Raw genomic sequence first — 18,009 nt, 5'->3', positions numbered from 1 at the left:
GTTGTGAAATGTTTATTGTTGCTGGTGTGGTGCTGGCTTTATGTGTAGCGGTGCTGTTTTTTGGGGTAAAGATTATCTCGCAGACTGATATTGCTATTGTGGAGCGATTGGGGCGGTTTCATAAAGTGCTTGATGGTGGGTTTCACTTCATTATCCCTGTGATTGATAGGATAAGTGCGGTGGTGAGTGCTAGGGAGCAGATGATAGACATCGGGCGACAGCAGGTGATTACCAAAGATAATGTCAATATCAATATTGATGGAATTGTATTTTTGAAAGTCTTTGATGCAAAATCTTCAGTGTATAGCGTCAATGACTATAAACAAGCTATTGCAAACCTTGCTACCACGACACTTCGTGGTGAGATAGGGCGGATAAATTTAGATGATTCTCTCTCATCTCGCGATAGGCTTAATGCTGCTTTGCAAGTAGCATTAGGTGATGCGGCAAATAACTGGGGTGTTAAGATTATGCGCGTGGAGATTAGTGAAATCTCTGTGCCAAAAGATATAGAAAATGCGATGAATCTGCAGATGAAAGCTGAGCGGGAGAAGCGTGCCATTGAGCTAAAAGCACAAGCAGAAAAAGAAGCTCTAATCCGTAATGCTGAAGCCCTAAAGCAAGAGAAAGTGCTACAAGCAGAAGCCATTGAGCGTATGGCAGATGCCAAAAAGTATGAGCAAATAGCCCTAGCACAAGGACAAAGCGATGCGATGGAGCTTATTGCTAATCAAATGAACAAAAACGCACAAGCAGCGGAGTTTTTGCTGACAAAAGAGCGGATTGTAGCTTTCACAGAGCTAAGTAAGAATCCAAGCAAGGATAAGGTGATCATCCCCTATGAAACGAGTGAATTTATCGGTGGGCTTAGTGTGATAGGTGAATTTCTAGGTAAGGGTAAAAAGGCGTAGGTTGGGTATGTTTTGGATTCTAGGATTTGATCAAGCAAAATCCTAGAATCCAAAACTCTTACGGTAGTTTTTCTAAAAAGTAGCACAACAACAAAGGAAATGAGATGTCTGCTCTTACACTTTTGGGGCTGGGTATTGGCTTTATTGTGGCTGAAATATTTTTTGGCTCGTTTTTCTTATTTTTCATTGGTTTAGGGCTATGTATCACAGCAGGGATCGAGTATATTGTAGGCTTTGGCGGTAGCAGTGTGGAGAGCGTGTATATGTGGCAGGCAGCAAGTATTTGCACCTTTTCCTTTCTTTGCCTTATTGTGCTAAGAAAACCTATAAAATCGTGGTTTAAAGGCTCGCAGGTCTATGAAGATTCTTTGCAAAGTGGTGGCGGTGTAGGTGAGATACAGCAGGGAATGGTGTATTTCAAAGGCACATTATGGGCGTATGAATTAGAGTCAAAGAAAAGTCTAGAATCTAGCGAGATAGACCTTAGATCTTTAGATTCTGGGACATTACGCGACGGTGATAAAGTAGAAGTTTTATCGATAGAGAAAGGGAAGGCAACGATTAAGTTAGCTAAGAGTTAGAATCTAGCTTCATTACATCACAAGTCGCTTTGCTAGATTCTAGGAGCTACATCTTCCCAGCACTACCTAACACGCCCATACGCTCTACCATAACTTTAGTGATAGACTCCATTGCAGGGGTGAAGAACTTACGCAAGTCAAATTGTGTATTGTCAGCATTAGCCACTTTTCGTACTTCAGCGATAAAGGCAATACGCAAGTCTGTGTCAATATTTACCTTATTGATCCCACCTTTTACCGCTTCTTGCAAAAATGCAAATGGCACACCCTTGCTGCCTTTCAAATCCCCACCTGTGGCTAAGAAAGATTCTCTTACATAATCAGGTATTGCACTTGCACCGTGCAAAACAAGCGGAATATTTGTGCGTCTTTTAACTTCCTTTAATCGCTCAAAGTCAAGCTTTGGTTCACCTTTAAACTTAAATGCACCGTGGCTTGTGCCAATAGCTGGAGCTAGATAGTCCACCTTTGTGGCTTTGACAAACTCTTCTGCTTCATCAGGATTAATAAGCACTGCGTCCTTTTCGTCAACAGAAATATTATCCTCAATCCCCATAAGTCGCCCAAGCTCCGCTTCCACACTCACACCCTTGCTATGCGCGTATTGTACGACTTCTTTTGTTGTCTCTAAATTTTCCTTAAAAGGGTGGTGAGAGGCATCAATCATCACAGAAGTAAATCCCGCATCCACTGCCTTTTTGCAAGATTCAAAGCTTGTGCCGTGGTCAAGGTGCAACGCCACAGGGATATGCGGATAGCGATTAGATAGAATCTTTACCAAACCTACTGCCATATCAATCCCCATATATTTAATCGCCCCTTCACTTGCCTGAACGATGATAGGCGATTTAGCTTCATTTGCCGCCATAAAAATGGAATTTAGCATTTCAAAATTGACGAAGTTAAATGCTCCTACGCCATAACCCTCTTTGTGCGCCTTTTGTAAAATTTCATTACCATTGACTAGCATTGCTTGCTCCTTGTGTTTAGAGAGAAGTTTGAATCTTAGCTTTTGCGCGTAGGCTATCGACCTTGCTTTTTATTGTTTCAGAGACTTTTTTCTCATTAAGCATATTGATAAGTGGCTGTTTAATGGAGTCAAAGGCATATTCATCTGCTTTGTCGATGACATAGATGATATGGTAGCCAAAGTCTGTTTTTACAGGGGCTTTAGAGTATGTGCCAGCACTCATCGCAAATGCTGCATCAGAAAATGGCTTCACCATATGCTCTTTCTCAAATGCGCCAAGATCGCCACCATTTTGGGCTTGCTTATTGCCTGGATCAATCGTACGCTGATTGGCAAGCGTGATGAAAGTAGATTCTACTTTGCTTTTTGGAGCTTTGTTAAGCTCATCAATGATTTTTTGCGCTTCCGCCTCTGTTTTTACTACAATGTGGCGAGCGCGGACATTGGGCTTTTTAAACTCAGCCTTATGAGAGTTGTAATAGGCGCGCGCTTCGGTTTCTGTGACTCCACCTTTGCTAGCGATCGCTTGGATCTCGCGCTGTGCCCACGCTTGGACTAGCAAGCGGTCTTTGATGTTTTGCGTGATTTTGTCAAATGCTTGTGTAAATTCTGGTGTGGTGTCAATTTTGGCACGCTTGGCTTCTTTGGCAATTAGGACATTGTTGATTGCTTGATCAAGTAGCTCTTTTTGCTGATTTTTGGGTAGCTTACTAAAGTCAAAACCGGGGTTTTGCGCTTTAATCTCATCAAATACTTCTTCTGTGATTTGTGTACCATCAACAGTTGCAAGCACTTTCGCCCCTGCTATGTTTAGACCAAGAGAGCAGGTGAGTATGGTGGCTACTAGACTATGCTTGATTGTGCTATACGCATTTTTTTTCATTTAATGTTCTCCAAGTGGTAGGTTTGCTCGTGCGAGTGCAGAAATTGTAGCGGTTTTTTGTAAATTATCTCTAACGGCAGTGGCTACCTATGGGGTTAGTAGTTGCTTGAGACTATGCTCTTGTGCGAGCTGCTCTAGTAGGCTTTGTGTTAGATTGGGCTTTGTGGCATCAAGGATAATATCAGCTTGATATTTGTAGCTATCTTGTCGCTGTGCGAAAAGCTTTTTTGCTTGAGCGAGATTGCTAAAGAGTGGGCGATAGCCACGCTCTTCTTCACTTAGGCGCGCGCAAATTACCTCAAAACTAATGGATAGAAACACAACTACCCCCATAGGCTTAACATTGTGGTATATAGGCATACCGCCACCTGTGGCGATGATAGCGCGCCGGATATGTGAGCTTGCCCACTTGACAAACTCCCCTTCTCTCTTTCGCCACGCTTGCTCACCAAATCGCACGAAATATTCTCTCACACTGATCCCGCTAGATTGCTCAATGATTTTATCAGTGTCTAGCGCAAACCATCCGCAAGCTTTACTCAATTCTATGGCTAAAGTGCTTTTCCCACTGCCCATAAAGCCAATTAGTACGATATTTGTCGCACTCATCGCACGGAAATGATATAGTAGTCCCCATCGCGTGAAATTTCGTAGGGGTATTGCCCATCAAGGGTAATAACAAGGCGGTAGAAGTCCTTATGTACGCCTAATGATGCTTTGGTGAAGTATTTGACACCAAGTTGTACGGATCCACTTGGAGTCTCATCCTTTTTCTCCATGTCTAGCACAATGCGATAGGGGCTTGGGAGGACAAAAGAGCGCAGGATTGCAGAGCTAGTGTGGAGATAGAATTTACTCCCTTGCGTGAAAAATTGAAATGGCTTAATGGTCCAGTAGCGCACATCTTCGTTTAAAATCGCGCCTTTTTGCGTAAGTAGCAGTGGATAGTGCCAATCTATACTCTCATCAATGGGGATTGTTTTTGTCCCTATGGTGCCATCAATGTTTTGGTAAGTGATGGTAATGCTTTTTAAGATTCTAGCGGTGCTTGGGAGTTTGAAGTCTAAGTCTCTAAAGGGGTCCTTGGCGTTTTTTTGGATAAAGTTGTCTTCTTTAGGCTGTATTACTGGTTCAAATGGATTTTCCCTAGCGTGCAGGCTTGTAAGCACTAGCACACATAAAAGCCCTAGATAACCCCGCTCCACTCTTCTAAAGTTCATGGCTCAAGTCCTTTTAACTCAAATAAATCTTTTTGCAATCGCGCATTTTTAGCTTGGAGATTGCTCACTTCTTCAATGAGTTCATCGCGCTGGGTGATGTTTTTTAGCAACACATCAAGTGAATTGTCTCCAAAGAGCAAAAACCCCACATACGCACCCACACAAACTACCACGATAAATCCGTAGATATAGATTCGATGTGTATAGACTCCATACCAAAACCGATGATTTTTAAGCAATGCGAGATAAGCGCGCATAAGTTATCTTATAAGAGACTTTTATCAAACAATGCTTTGCCTAGATACTGCGCATTAGCGATGTCTTTTTGGATAAATAGCAAGCGATTATATTTGCTCATTCTCTCGCTTCTAGCAGTCGAGCCTGTTTTAATCTCGCCCGTATTTAGCGCGATAGCAAAATCTGCAATAAAGTGGTCTTCGCTCTCCCCACTTCGGTGACTCATAACACATTTGTAGCCATATCTTTGAGCAAGGCGTACGGTTTGCATTGTCTCACTCACCGTACCAATTTGATTGGGCTTAATCAAAACTGCATTGGCAATGTTGCTTTTAATCCCTTGGGCTAGAATCTCGTGATTAGTTACAAACAAATCATCACCCACAAGCTGGATTTTTTCCCCTAGCTTTTGTGTAAGTAGCTTCCAGCCATCCCAATCATCTTCACTTAGTCCATCTTCAATAGAGACAATGGGATATTTCGTGCAAAGATTTTCATAATAACCCACAAGCTCACTAGAATCTAGCTTTTTCCCCTCGCCTTTGAGATGGTAGATTCCAGCATCATCGACAAGCTCACTGCTCGCTACATCAAGTGCTATGGCAATTTGCTCTCCGGGTTTATAGCCCGCTGATTCTATGGCTTTTAGTATCACTTCAATAGGTTCTTCATTGTTTGTAAGATTAGGAGCGAAGCCTCCCTCATCGCCGATGCTTGTGATATGTCCGGCTTTATGGAGAATTTGCTTTAAGTGTTGATAGATCTCTGCGCTTGCGCGTAAAGCTTCATCAAAGGTATCAAATCCTAGAGGCATAATCATATACTCTTGGAAATCCACCGTATTGTCCGCGTGGCTTCCACCATTGATGATGTTGAGCATTGGTACAGGGATTGTTATGGCATTGCTTCCGCCTAGGTAGCGATATAGTGGGAGATTTAGGCTCTTCGCCGCTGCACGCGCAACTGCCATAGAGACACCAAGCGCAGCATTTGCTCCAAGGTTTGCATAGTTATGCGTGCCATCAATGTCTTTTAAAATCCCATCAATAAGCCCTTGATCAAAGGGCGTAGAGCCAATAAGCGCATCAGAAATTGTGGTATCGACATTTTCACACGCTTTTAGCACGCCCTTGCCAAGGAAACGCTTTTTATCTCCATCGCGTAGCTCTAGAGCCTCTCTCTTGCCTGTGCTCGCACCACTTGGCACAATCGCACTAGCATTTGTGCCATCACTTAGCGAGACACTTGCACAAATGGTTGGATTCCCACGAGAGTCCAATACTTCTTGGGCATAAATATTATCGATGTAAATCATTGGATACTCCTATAAGTTAGTTAGATTCTAGCTCGTCTGGAAGAGGGAGAATTTCTTCACTTGTGCCAATTTGCTCTTTGATTTTTTGAGTGATCTCTTGGGCTAGAGCTATGTTTTCTTTAAGCAGAAGTTTAGCGTTTTCTCTGCCTTGCCCTAGTTTTTGATCCTTGTAGCTAAGCCACGCGCCACTTTTATCGATGAGATCAAGTTTTACACCATAGTCGATGATCTCCCCCTCTTTACTAATCCCCTCACCAAACATAATGTCAAACTCTGCTTCCCTAAAAGGTGGGGCAACTTTGTTTTTGACAACCTTTGCTTTGACACGATTGCCAATATGTTGCTCATTTTGCTTGAGTGATGCGATGCGGCGAATGTCTATGCGCACGCTTGCGTAGAATTTAAGCGCATTCCCACCTGTGGTAGTCTCTGGGCTACCATAACCCATCATACCGATTTTCATACGAATTTGATTGATAAAAATAAGCGTGGTATTCATCTTGTGCAACGCGCCCGTAATTTTGCGCAAAGCGTGGCTCATAAGGCGTGCTTGCAAGCCTACATGCTGATCGCCCATATCGCCGTCAATCTCTGCTTTTGGTGTAAGGGCTGCTACAGAATCGATAACCACCAAATCCACCGCGCCGCTACGCGTAAGTGTCTCTAAAATCTCTAATGCCTGCTCACCATTGTCAGGTTGGGAGACCAGAAGATTTTCCGTATCGACCCCTAGCTTTTTGGCATAATACACATCAAGAGCGTGCTCCGCATCGATAAAGGCTGCGATACCGCCATTTTTCTGACACTCCGCGACAACTTGTAGTGAAAGTGTCGTTTTCCCGCTAGATTCTGGTCCATATATTTCAATAATGCGTCCTTTTGGCACACCCCCAATCCCTAGTGCCATATCAAGCCCAAGTGAGCCTGTCGCGATAGAATCCACCTTCTCCACCTGCTTATCGCCAAGCCTAACAAGCGCGCCTTTACCAAAGGCTTTATCGATTTGCTTTAATGCTAAATCAATTGCTTTCTTTTTGTTTTCATCCATTGCCATAAAAATCCTTAATTTAAGTTATGATTTTGGGGTGTGATCTTGCGCTCTGACCTTAGTGTAAAGGGCTGGATTATAAGCTAGTTTTTATCAAATTTTCCTTAATGCTTGTCCGCCTAGATTCTAGGTCTAGGACACTTGGGCTATACTATTGAGCTTGCTGGATATTATTAGAAAAAAGCGTGCTATATGGCGTGGATGTTGCGATGACTTCACAAAAGCTTAGGAGATCGCCACGGCTTTTGAGTGTATCTATAAGTGTGCGTACAATGTGCAGACTATGCTGGCTTTGTGTGTGTTTTGGGGCGTGGCTAGGCGAGGTGAAGTGCTTATGGATTCTTTGCACTAAGGTGGCGTTGTTGATCTCTAAGATCATAGAATCTATGGGCATTTTTAGAAACATCAGTCCATCATCTGGCAATAACGAGAGATAGACGCTATCAATCCCAAAGAGTTTAGCACTATAAGAATCAAAGAAATATAAGGATTTGTTGTAGTTATCTTCTAGGCTTTGTAGCATCAGCTCAAGCATACTTATACGCTCATTTGGTGTGAAAAGATTTCCAATAGGGCAGAATCCAAAGCGAAGCAAAGACTCTATGCTATGCCACTCTATGCTTTCAAAGCTATGCTCTAGCATTCGCTCATAGCGGACTTTGCGCAATGCTTCTGCGCGAGATGAGTTACCAAACTTGTAGGGAAAGGTAACAACTTTATCGCGGTAAGCAGGAGAGGGGAAGCGAGGGTGGATTACAAAGCGTCTTTTAGACTCTTTCTCTAAAATATATTCTAATCCCCCTTCATAGCCTTTGTCTATGATTGTTATCTCACTTTGTGGCAAGGCTTTAAGAAGTGAGATAAACTCATCTTCATCGCAGTCTTGCTCCCAGATTCTGTTGGGATAGCGAAAGAAAGTGTTAATGGCATTAAGCACTTCTGCTTGCGGTGCTTTTGTAACACTTTTATCAATCCACGAGGTGAGCGTGCGTCTGTCCTTACCGATGATTTGAGCAAATTTTGACACGCTTAAGCCGGAGTTTTGGTAAATAGTGATGAGTCTTTCTAATGTAGTAAATGCCATAATGCCTACTTTGATGTATAGATTTTGGTAGTATCTTACAATAATTGCACAAAAATTGTTCAATTATGTTATTTATGTCCAAAGTGTAACTCTAAAAACGCAAAAATTGTTCATAACAAATCCCAACATTCTAGCTAGAATAAACCCCTAGCCAAAACTTTTCAAAGGAGGTAGGATGCCCACATATCAAGAAGTGTATAAACAATCCGTTGAGAATCCAGAAGCCTTTTGGGCGGAAGCCGCTAAAAAAGTGCATTGGTATCATGAATGGGATAAAGTGCTTGATGTTGTAAATGATCATTATCGGTGGTTTGTAGGTGGCTGTATGAATACTTGCTATAACGCCCTTGATTTGTATATTGAAAATGGTAGGGGCGATCAAGTGGCATTGCATTATGATTCACCTGTAACGGATACAAAAAAGTCCTACACTTATAAAGAGCTGCGCACGAGAGTGGCAAAAACGGCTGGAATCTTAGTCAATAAAGGCGTGGTAAAAGGTGATAGAGTGCTTATCTATATGCCTATGATTCCAGAAGCAGTGATTGCAATGCTTGCTTGTGCTAGGATTGGGGCGATTCATAGCGTTGTCTTTGGTGGATTTGCTGCACACGAGCTAGCCGCTAGGATTGAAGATGCAAAGCCGCGCGTGATTATGAGTGCTTCGTGTGGAATAGAGATTTCTCGCGTAATAAAGTATAAGCCCATCTTAGATGAAGCCATTAAAAGCTCTAGCCATAAGCCTACCACTTGCCTTATTTGGCAACGCCCACAAGAGCGGGCCAATATGCTACCTTGGCGTGATGTGGATTGGGAGAGTGAAGAAGAGAAAACAGAGCCGGTTGAGTGTGTGCCTGTTGATGCAACTGATCCGCTTTATGTGCTTTATACTTCTGGGACCACTGGGAAACCAAAGGGTGTTATCCGCAGTAATGGTGGGCATTCTGTGGCAATGAAGTGGTCAATGGACAATATCTACAATGCAAAGCCTGGTGATGTTTTTTGGGCGGCAAGCGATGTAGGCTGGGTTGTAGGGCATAGCTACATTGTGTATGGGACTTTGATGAATGGCTGCACGACAATTGTGTACGAAGGTAAGCCAGTTAAAACACCAAATCCGGGGGCATTTTGGCGTGTGGTGGAAGAATATAAAGTCAATATTTTATTTTCTGCACCTACTGCATTTAGAGCGATTAAAAAAGAAGATGCTAAGGGTGAGTGGCTGAAAAAACATGACATTAGCTCGCTTAGGGCAGTCTTTGTCGCTGGGGAGCGATGCGATAGTGATACACTAAAATGGATTGAAAAGCTAGTCAAAAAGCCTGTGATTGACCACTGGTGGCAGACAGAAACAGGCTGGGCAATAGCAGCAAATCCGATAGGACTAGAGCAAATGCCAATAAAGCCGGGTTCTCCCACGAAGCCAATGCCCGGATTTAATCTAAAAGTGCTAGATGAAAATGGCAAAGAGTGCAAGGCTGGAAAGCTGGGGAATCTTGTGATTAAACTACCTTTGCCACCCGCGTGTCTAATGGGAATCTGGGGTGATGACACAAGGTATAAAAACTCTTATCTTAATCATTACCCGGGCTACTATCTCACCGGTGATAGTGGCTATATTGATAAAGACGGCTATGTGTTTGTAATGGGGCGAATGGATGGGGTCATTAATGTCGCAGGACATAGACTTTCAACGGGTGGTATGGAAGAGGCTATTTCTAAACACCCAGATATTGCAGAGTGTGCAGTCATTGGTGTGAATGACGAATTAAAAGGAGAGATTCCACTAGCTTTTGTCGTGCTAAAAGATGGGCTAGAAAGAGATGCGCAAAGCTTGTGTGAAGGGGTCGTGCAACTTGTGAGAGAAGAGATTGGTGCCGTGGCTTCATTACATATTGTAGCAGTGGTAGCAAGGCTGCCAAAAACGAGAAGTGGTAAAATCCTGCGGGGCACAATGCGCGATATTGCCGATGGCAATGAATGGAAAACGCCTAGCACGATTGAAGACTCTAATGTCTTGCCGGAGATACAAAAGGCATTAGAGAATCTTGGCTATCCAAAGCCTAAAGAAGCGATTGCAAAGTCCTAATCTCAAATCAAAGGAGAAAGAAATGATAAAAACAGCAGGACAGAGATTTAGAGAAGCATTAAAGGATAATAATCCTTTGCAAATTGTAGGTGTGATTAACGCATATTCTGCCATACAAGCGCAAAAAAGTGGCGCAAAAGCCCTTTACTTAAGTGGTGGAGCATTAGCGGCGATGAGCCTAGGTGTACCTGACCTTGGCATCAGCTCATTAGAAGATGTGTGTATTGATGTTCGCAGAATTACAGCAGTAAGTGATTTACCCTTGCTTGTAGATGCGGATACCGGCTGGGGTGGGGCTTTTAATATCGCACGGACAATTAAGGACCTAACGCGAAGTGGTGCAGCAGGCTGCCATATAGAAGATCAAGTCGCACAAAAACGCTGTGGGCACCGCCCAAATAAAGAGCTTGTAAGCAAAGAAGAAATGTGTGATAGGATAAAAGCGGCAATGGACGCCAAGCTAGATTCTAGCTTTGTAGTTATGGCAAGGACTGATGCACACGCAAGTGAAGGGCAGAATGCAGCGATTGAAAGAGCATTAGCATATGTGGAAGCGGGGGCAGATATGATATTTGCTGAAGCAATACACACACTAGAAGAGTATAAGCAATTTACTGATGTGATTAAAGTGCCGGTATTAGCAAATATTACAGAGTTTGGCAAAACGCCTTATTTCACAAAAGATGAGCTAAAAAATGTAGGAATCTCTATGGTGCTTTATCCACTCTCAGCAGCAAGGGCGATGAATAAAGCAGCACTAGCGGTGTTTAAAGATATTATCAATAATGGCTCACAGAAAAATAGCATAGATTCTATGCAAACCCGTGATGAGCTGTATGAAATGCTTGGTTACCACGAGTATGAGCAAAAGCTAGATACACTTTTTAAAAGCAAAAAATAACTTCAAAGAAGAGGAGAATCTATGGCAGCACCGACAGAAAAAGTAGCAAAAAAAGTAGGCGGACTAGCAGGAATAAGTGCGGGAGAATCCGCAATTTGCACTTGTGGCACAGGACACGGGCTAAATTATAGGGGCTATGATATTTATGATTTAGCAGAGCATTGTGAGTTTGAAGAAGTAGCATACTTGCTTTTGAAAGAAAAGCTACCAAATAAAGCGGAGTTAGAATCTTTCAAAAAAGAACTAATTGTCGCAAGGAGCTTACCAAAAGAGCTAAAAGAAGTGCTAAAGCTGTTGCCAAAAGACGCGCACCCTATGGATATTATGCGAAGCGCGTGTTCTACGCTTGGTTGTTTGGAGAGAGAAGAGTATGATGTGTTTAAAGCATCTTTTCCAAATCAGCAAAGAATTGGCACAAGGCTTTTAGGGATTTTCCCAAGTGTGCTGACTTTTTGGCATCACTATCACACAAATGGCAAGGAAATAAGTACAGAATCTAAGCAAGATTCTATCGCTGGATATTTCCTAGAATCTTTACACCAAAAAGAACCAAAAGAGCTATGGGTAAAGGCAATGCACGCAAGTCTTATTCTCTATGCAGAGCACGAGTTTAACGCTTCTACATTTACTGCAAGGGTGATTACTGCGACAATGTCTGATGTGTATGCGGGTATCACAGGGGCAATTGGGGCATTGAGGGGACCGTTACATGGAGGGGCAAATGAAGCGGCGATGGAGCTAATCGAAGAGTTCTCTAGCCCTGAACAAGCCACACAAGGAATCTTAGATAAACTTGCTAGAAAAGATAAGATTATGGGCTTTGGGCATCGCGTATATGTGGAGAAAGACCCACGCAATGTGGTGATTAAAGAGTGGAGTAAAAGACTGGGCGAAGATGTGAAAGACACAAAAGGACTATATCAAATCAGCGAAGCCATAGAAAAGGTAATGTGGGAACAAAAAAAGCTTTTCCCAAATCTTGATTTTTATAGTGCGAGTGCATATCACTTTATGGGGATTCCCACAGCATATTTCACGCCGATTTTTATCTTTTCGCGCACGGCAGGGTGGTTGGCACATATCTTTGAGCAAAGGGGGAACAACAAACTCATCCGTCCTAGTTCGGAATATACAGGACCAGACAATAAAACATTTGTACCTATGGATAAGCGTTAATTTTTGTGCGCTTTTGTGGGGTCTGTGTTGTCAGCCATGGTTATTGCCTTGCTAAGCTAGTTTCCTTGTCTCCAACTTGACAACCCACAAAATCATTGCAAAACCTTTAATTCTTGGGTGGCTTGAATCTTGTCACTTATAGATTCTAAAATAACATAAATAGTAGGGCTAGTTGATTTGAAAAATCTTCTGCTACGCCTTGTTTTGTGAGAAAAATCGTGGTTTTCAAGTGAGCCAACAAGAAGCCATCTTAAGCGATAGCACCGAAGTTGGCGAACGCAGAATCCACAATTTTAACCGCAAAACAAGGCGGACATAATTTTAACTTTAAATACAAGGAGAACACAATGAGTGCTGATATGGGAACACTAGATACAAAGCGACCAGAATTTGATGAGTTGCTAACAAAAATTGCGCGTTATGCACTGGAGTATAAGATTAACTCTCCCTTAGCGTATGAGACGGCGAGATATTGCCTTATGGATACCATAGGTTGCGGACTTTTGGCACTAAATTTTCCAGCTTGCACAAAGCTTTTGGGACCTGTTGTAGAAGGAGCGGAGTTTCGCCCATTGGGAGCAAAAATCCCCGGGACTAGCTATCAGCTAGAGCCGGAGAGAGCGGCATTTAATGTGGGAGCAATGGTTAGATGGCTTGACTTTAATGACACTTGGTTAGCCGCGGAGTGGGGGCACCCAAGTGATAATCTAGGGGCAATTTGGGCGGTAGCGGACTATCTAAGTCGCAAAAATATTGCAGAGGGCAAAGAGCCTTTGAAGGTTAAAGATGTGCTAAGCGCGATGATTAAGGCTCACGAGATTCAAGGTGTGCTGGCGCTAGAGAACTGCTTTAACAAAGTGGGGCTAGACCATGTATTGCTTGTTAGAATCGCTTCTACTGCAGTAGCGTGTGCTATGCTTGGTGGAAGCTTTGAAGAAGTGCGAAATGCAGTAAGCCACGCATTCATTGATGGTGGTGCTTTGCGGACATATCGCCACGCACCAAATACAGGCTCACGCAAAAGCTGGGCAGCAGGTGATGCGAGCTCAAGGGGTGTAAATCTCGCTCTAAAAGCCTTAAGCGGAGAAATGGGCTATCCAAGTGCGTTAAGTGCGGATTTTTGGGGATTTGAAGATGTGAAAATGAGAGGTAAAAAGCTTACTATCCCACAAGAATTCGGCAGTTATGTAATGGAGAATGTGTTATTTAAAATTAGCTTCCCAGCAGAGTTCCACGCACAAACGGCGGTAGAATGTGCTTTGAAATTACATAATGAGGTCAAAGATAAGCTAGATTCTATTGAAAAAATTGTGATTACCACTCAAGAATCTGGACATAGAATCATCAATAAAGTTGGTGAGCTTGCAAACCCAGCCGATAGAGACCACTGCATTCAGTATATGGTGGCTGTGCCACTGGTGTTTGGACGACTAACTGCTGAAGATTATGAGGACTCTGTGGCAAGTGATAAACGCATTGACGCTCTGCGTGATAAAATGGTGGTAGAAGTAGATGACCGATATACACGCGAGTATTTAGAAGCTGATAAACGCTCCATTGCCAACGCGGTGCAGATTTTCTACAAAGATGGTAGCAAGAGTGAAAAGGTAGAGGTGGAATATCCTATCGGGCATAAACGCCGAAGAAGTGAAGGAATCCCAGTGCTTGTAGCTAAGTTTGAACGCAATATTGCTCTAAAACTTAGCCCCAAAAAATGTGAGCAGATTAAGGCGGTGTGTGAGGATCAGACCAAGCTAGAATCTATGGCATTTAATGAATTTAGCGATTTGTTTGCTCTGTAATCTTTAAGCTTCTTAGGTAGAATCTTAGGCTGGATTCTACCTAGCGAGAACTCTTCAAGTAATCTTACACATTCTAGTGGCAAGATGTTTTCATTGTTGTAAATAATGCTATAATAACGCATTCTTATCCAAGGTTGTACTATGCGCTTGCGACTTAATCAAACTGGGTATATTGCCAATAAAATTGCACTTGATTTATACAATTCTAGCTTGCTTGCTTTGCAGGTTCCTATTGAGAGCATCGCAAAGGTAGCAAAAGATATTCTTGAAGCTGATGTGAAAGATGAGCTGGCTATCGATCAAAAGGCGCAAGAATTGCTTGAAAAAAATCAAAGTGAAGTCGAGTTTTTGCGCGTTGATGAGCGCAAGCTCTTTGGTATGATTAAGCGGCAGATTGCTGATGAGCGGCGGTTTTTACTCTTTTGGGATGATCGATATAACGCCCTTTCACATAGGATTTTAGATACATTGCTTCAGAAAAAGTATGTGCAATTTAGTGTCAATAAAAATCAAATCAAAAATATTATTTTTAAAGCTATTGATAGCTTTGCCAAAATGCACGATGATATTCAAGATGAAATTATCGAAAAAATCAAAAATTATAAGAGAAAATTGCTTGTTGGGACAGATGAGTATGAGCTGATTTATGACAAGCTCTATGAAGAAGAGTTGCGCAAAAAAGGCTTTGTGTAGCCTAGCTAAGGAGATGATATGGCAGATGGCATAAGACCGGCTTGGGTGTATTGTGCTAATGGCTTGTATTTTGGTGCGCAGACATTTTCTGGAAGTGGGACAATGGTGGGGGAAATCGTGTTCAATACTTCACTAAGTGGCTATCAAGAGATCATCACGGATCCTAGCTATGCGGGGCAGTTTATCGTTTTTACTATGCCAGAGATTGGTATAGTTGGTGTAAATGACCAAGATTGTGAAAGTAGAGCAGTGTTTGCTTCAGGCGTTATAGTGCGCCACTACAATAATATTGCCTCAAATTTTCGCGCACAAGAGAGCCTAAAAGACTTTCTTGATAAGCGTAATGCTCTTGGGGTTTGTGGTGTGGATACACGCGCTCTTGTGAAAATGATCCGCACGCAAGGCTCGATGATGATTGTTGTCTCTAATGAAATTAGTGATAGAAATGAGTTGGCTAGAATTTTGCGAGAATCTCCATCGATTGAGCAACAAAACTATATTAAAAATATCTCTACAACTACGCGCTTTACACATAAAGATGGCGTATTTGATTTTTCCAGTCTTTCTTATAGTGCACCTACTACGCGCCACAAAGTGGCCGTTATTGATTTTGGTACCAAGCGAAATATTTTAAATGAGCTTGTGAGTGTAGGTCTTGAAGTGGTGGTTTATCCACATAATTTTTGTGCTAAGGAGATTGTAGAGGCATTTGCGCAAGGGGAGATTGATGGAGTATTTTTGTCAAATGGTCCGGGCGATCCTAAGATGCTCTCTAAAGAAGTGAGCGAGATCAAGCAGCTCATAGAAGCAAAAATCCCTATGTTTGGGATTTGCTTAGGGCATCAGCTTCTAGCACTTGCACATGGGTATGAAACTTACAAACTAAAGTTTGGGCACCACGGCGGCAATCACCCTGTAAAAAATCTTACGAATGATTCTGTGGAGATTACATCGCAAAACCACAATTATTGTGTCCCAGAATCCATTGAGCAAATTGCTGTTGTAACACATAGAAATCTCTTTGATGATACCATTGAAGGAGTCGCGTATAAAAATGCACCGATTTTTTCTGTGCAGCATCACCCAGAGGCAAGCCCCGGACCTAGAGAGTCTCGCAATATTTTTGAGCAGTTTGCCATGCTTATTGATGAGCAAAGGCGAGTTACAAGCCGTTAAGGTTTGTTTTATTAGTTTTGTTCTACAATTTGTCCCTTATTTCACTTAGGGACAGATGGGTGAGTGGCTGAAACCACACCCCTGCTAAGGGTGCAGATCTTAACCGGGTCTCGAGGGTTCAAATCCCTCTCTGTCCGCCACTTCGTATTTATTGCATTCTCACTTTTTTGCAAAAATGTCAGCAAATACCCTATTGATCGAAATTTGACCTTTTACTTTTTTGCTTGTTGCATCGAAACATTTGTAAAAAACTTTAGTTTTTATGGGAGAGTATGAGGGAAAGGTAAATTTTTCGCACATATTGTATTACGCGCACGCTCTCAACTATTCTCTTGTATTAACTTAAAAGCATAAAAACAATTTAATGTACAATTGCCACTCATTGAGAGCAGAATATATCAAAGATAGAGACTTTGAAGTCAATAGAATGGCTGTGAAGCCTAGGGCTTAAGGAGCAAATGATACAAAAAGCCGCAGAAGTCTATGAATCCAACAAAAGCAAAAGAGTTCCAAAATTTAAAGCCAAAGATTATGGTCATTCCGTAGGCTCTTATCAAGTTACAATGCAAGTTTTAGAATCGGCAACAAGGCATTTTAAGTCTAAATATGGATTCCAATGCCACCAAATTGCTATCCACAGAGATGAAGGATGTTGTCCTAAAAATGCCAAAGGCGATCCCGCATCTCTAGTAATCAATCACCACACGCATTTTGAGTTTATCGCGCTAGAAAAAATACTAGAAAGAATAGGTGGCACAAGTCAATCAAAAAGTATTAAGTGATTTTAAAACTGAAGTCTTGCAAATATTGGGTATGGACGTGGCATCGATAAGCATCTTATAGGGGCTTATCATTTAAATCATTGCCAATATCGCCATAAAGCACAAGCCAAAGAGCTTGAGGGATTGGAGATAGAACAAAATATCAAACAAGAATAAGAGAATAAAAAAGAAAACGCCCCCAAGCTCACAAGTGATAGAAGCGAGATAATCTATCTCAATGTCCCATATACTAAAAAAGACGAAGCTAATAAGCTAGGAACTAAGTGGGATATAGATAAAAAGCAATGGTATATACCACAAGTGGATTCTGCCCTCTTTACTAAATGGCGGCTACCAAACTTTAAGACAAAGTCCCAAGAAATCGTAGAGCTACACGAGAAAATAGCACAACAAGATGAAGCATTTGATAGCTTAAGACATAAGTTCAATACCGCACAAGATTTATTAGAAAGTCGCGAAGCAAGTTATAAAGGTGCGTACCGATATTAAAACACTACAAGAGAAACACAAGGGAGAGATTGTGGATTTAAAAAAGCTATCAAAGCAGAATATGAAGCTCTAAAATCTCACAATAATGCCCTAGAAGCAAAAATAAGTGATTTAGATTACGCATTCCCAAGAGTTAGCGATTTAAAGGCTAACTATGAAGTGGAAAAAGACAATAAAAGCTATAAAACAGATGCAAAGCCAATATTGCAAGGCTATATACATATGCAAGAGATAAGGGATAATATCTGTATGGCGATGTAATCAAAGCAAGAGCCACAAAGAGAGCCTACTAGTCAAGCTCAAGTCAAGTTCAAAAGCAAAAACCTTGAGAGATAAAGTCAAATTTTCAAAATTGTCTTAGTAGGACTTGGCCCTGCGTGGGTTTTCAAAGCCTTTATGTTAGCGCAAAAGGCAGTTAATACTCCAAATAAAGAAGTTGGTGTGTTTTTGAGATCGTGCTTGCTACTTGCTTTTGGCGTTTCATTCGTGTTTTTAGTGCGAAGCGTAGGCGATAATCAGTTAGCCGATGTGCTTTAATGATTGCCAGCGTTGAAATGCCACCAACCCCAGTTATTATAGGCAAGCATAAGGGAAAGGTAAAAAATAATATCGCTATCAATTTTATAGCTTTAGTCCGCTACGCTCTGTCCGC

At 42.0% G+C, this 18,009-nt stretch carries 20 protein-coding genes and 1 tRNA gene; 12 read left to right on the top strand and 9 right to left on the bottom strand.

What is annotated here, in order from left to right:
- Positions 1-8 precede the first annotated feature (8 nt).
- Both IKB69_RS06385 and IKB69_RS06380 read left to right on the top strand, forming a co-directional pair.
- Complete coding sequence (locus IKB69_RS06385) at positions 9-911, top strand: stomatin-like protein (RefSeq protein WP_290947535.1); 903 nt, start codon at positions 9-11, stop codon at positions 909-911.
- Positions 912-1,015: 104 nt separating this feature from the next.
- Positions 1,016-1,492 (top strand): hypothetical protein, encoded by a 477-nt coding sequence (locus tag IKB69_RS06380; RefSeq protein WP_290947533.1) that lies wholly within the window; start codon positions 1,016-1,018, stop codon positions 1,490-1,492.
- Positions 1,493-1,538: 46 nt separating this feature from the next.
- Here the strand turns inward: IKB69_RS06380 and IKB69_RS06375 are convergent, their stop codons facing one another.
- The 8 genes from IKB69_RS06375 to IKB69_RS06340 form a co-directional block, all read right to left on the bottom strand.
- On the bottom strand, positions 1,539-2,462 hold the full coding sequence (locus IKB69_RS06375) for a class II fructose-bisphosphate aldolase (RefSeq protein WP_290947531.1): 924 nt from the start codon (positions 2,460-2,462) through the stop codon (positions 1,539-1,541).
- Between the two features lie 16 nt (positions 2,463-2,478).
- Positions 2,479-3,345 carry a peptidylprolyl isomerase gene (locus IKB69_RS06370; protein ID WP_290947529.1) on the bottom strand — a complete coding sequence of 289 codons (867 nt, stop codon included), beginning with the start codon at positions 3,343-3,345 and terminating at the stop codon, positions 2,479-2,481.
- An 87-nt stretch (positions 3,346-3,432) separates the two neighbouring features.
- The gene (locus IKB69_RS06365) at positions 3,433-3,954 is read right to left on the bottom strand and encodes a shikimate kinase (protein ID WP_290947526.1); all 522 of its coding nucleotides are present in this window, start codon (positions 3,952-3,954) and stop codon (positions 3,433-3,435) included.
- Positions 3,951-4,565, bottom strand: a complete 615-nt coding sequence (locus tag IKB69_RS06360; protein WP_290947523.1) for an AMIN domain-containing protein — start codon at positions 4,563-4,565, stop codon at positions 3,951-3,953. Before IKB69_RS06360 ends, IKB69_RS06365 begins: the two co-directional genes overlap by 4 nt.
- A complete protein-coding gene (locus IKB69_RS06355) occupies positions 4,562-4,822 on the bottom strand; it encodes a hypothetical protein (RefSeq protein WP_290947520.1) in 261 nt (86 codons plus the stop codon). Before IKB69_RS06355 ends, IKB69_RS06360 begins: the two co-directional genes overlap by 4 nt.
- 8 nt (positions 4,823-4,830) lie before the next feature.
- On the bottom strand, positions 4,831-6,117 hold the full coding sequence (eno, locus tag IKB69_RS06350; RefSeq protein ID WP_290947517.1) for a phosphopyruvate hydratase: 1,287 nt from the start codon (positions 6,115-6,117) through the stop codon (positions 4,831-4,833).
- A gap of 16 nt (positions 6,118-6,133) precedes the next feature.
- Positions 6,134-7,171 carry a recombinase RecA gene (gene recA / locus IKB69_RS06345; protein WP_290947514.1) on the bottom strand — a complete coding sequence of 346 codons (1,038 nt, stop codon included), beginning with the start codon at positions 7,169-7,171 and terminating at the stop codon, positions 6,134-6,136.
- A 145-nt stretch (positions 7,172-7,316) separates the two neighbouring features.
- Positions 7,317-8,249: a hypothetical protein gene (locus tag IKB69_RS06340; RefSeq protein ID WP_290947511.1), complete on the bottom strand. Its 933-nt coding sequence runs from the start codon at positions 8,247-8,249 to the stop codon at positions 7,317-7,319.
- Between the two features lie 175 nt (positions 8,250-8,424).
- On the opposite strand from IKB69_RS06340, the gene IKB69_RS06335 reads away from it, so the two are divergent.
- The 4 genes from IKB69_RS06335 (at position 8,425) to prpD (ending at position 14,217) form a co-directional block, all read left to right on the top strand.
- Positions 8,425-10,338: a propionyl-CoA synthetase gene (locus tag IKB69_RS06335; RefSeq protein WP_290947509.1), complete on the top strand. Its 1,914-nt coding sequence runs from the start codon at positions 8,425-8,427 to the stop codon at positions 10,336-10,338.
- A gap of 22 nt (positions 10,339-10,360) precedes the next feature.
- On the top strand, positions 10,361-11,239 hold the full coding sequence (gene prpB / locus IKB69_RS06330) for a methylisocitrate lyase (RefSeq protein WP_290947507.1): 879 nt from the start codon (positions 10,361-10,363) through the stop codon (positions 11,237-11,239).
- A gap of 21 nt (positions 11,240-11,260) precedes the next feature.
- Positions 11,261-12,415 (top strand): 2-methylcitrate synthase, encoded by a 1,155-nt coding sequence (gene prpC / locus IKB69_RS06325; protein ID WP_290947504.1) that lies wholly within the window; start codon positions 11,261-11,263, stop codon positions 12,413-12,415.
- A 347-nt stretch (positions 12,416-12,762) separates the two neighbouring features.
- A complete protein-coding gene (prpD, locus tag IKB69_RS06320) occupies positions 12,763-14,217 on the top strand; it encodes a 2-methylcitrate dehydratase (RefSeq protein WP_290947501.1) in 1,455 nt (484 codons plus the stop codon).
- Here the strand turns inward: prpD and IKB69_RS06315 are convergent.
- Entirely contained in the window at positions 14,160-14,339 is a 180-nt protein-coding gene (locus IKB69_RS06315; protein WP_290947498.1) for a hypothetical protein, read from the bottom strand. The genes prpD and IKB69_RS06315 overlap by 58 nt on opposite strands.
- A gap of 19 nt (positions 14,340-14,358) precedes the next feature.
- Here IKB69_RS06315 and IKB69_RS06310 point away from each other — a divergent pair, with 19 nt between their 5' ends.
- From IKB69_RS06310 to IKB69_RS06285, 6 genes are all read left to right on the top strand, one after another.
- Complete coding sequence (locus IKB69_RS06310; protein ID WP_290947495.1) at positions 14,359-14,910, top strand: DUF507 family protein; 552 nt, start codon at positions 14,359-14,361, stop codon at positions 14,908-14,910.
- 18 nt (positions 14,911-14,928) lie between these two features.
- The gene (gene carA / locus IKB69_RS06305) at positions 14,929-16,086 is read left to right on the top strand and encodes a glutamine-hydrolyzing carbamoyl-phosphate synthase small subunit (RefSeq protein ID WP_290947491.1); all 1,158 of its coding nucleotides are present in this window, start codon (positions 14,929-14,931) and stop codon (positions 16,084-16,086) included.
- A gap of 49 nt (positions 16,087-16,135) precedes the next feature.
- Positions 16,136-16,226, top strand: a tRNA-Ser gene (locus IKB69_RS06300).
- Between the two features lie 318 nt (positions 16,227-16,544).
- Positions 16,545-16,868: a hypothetical protein gene (locus tag IKB69_RS06295; protein WP_290947488.1), complete on the top strand. Its 324-nt coding sequence runs from the start codon at positions 16,545-16,547 to the stop codon at positions 16,866-16,868.
- A 204-nt stretch (positions 16,869-17,072) separates the two neighbouring features.
- Positions 17,073-17,357 carry a DUF5710 domain-containing protein gene (locus IKB69_RS06290; RefSeq protein WP_363240332.1) on the top strand — a complete coding sequence of 95 codons (285 nt, stop codon included), beginning with the start codon at positions 17,073-17,075 and terminating at the stop codon, positions 17,355-17,357.
- A 396-nt stretch (positions 17,358-17,753) separates the two neighbouring features.
- Positions 17,754-17,894: a hypothetical protein gene (locus tag IKB69_RS06285; RefSeq protein ID WP_290947485.1), complete on the top strand. Its 141-nt coding sequence runs from the start codon at positions 17,754-17,756 to the stop codon at positions 17,892-17,894.
- The last annotated feature ends 115 nt before the right edge of the window (positions 17,895-18,009 follow it).

This window comes from Helicobacter sp. (assembly GCF_017502485.1).
In the GTDB taxonomy this organism is placed as follows: Bacteria; Campylobacterota; Campylobacteria; order Campylobacterales; family Helicobacteraceae; genus Helicobacter_B.
This window is presented reverse-complemented; position numbering and strand designations above follow the sequence as displayed.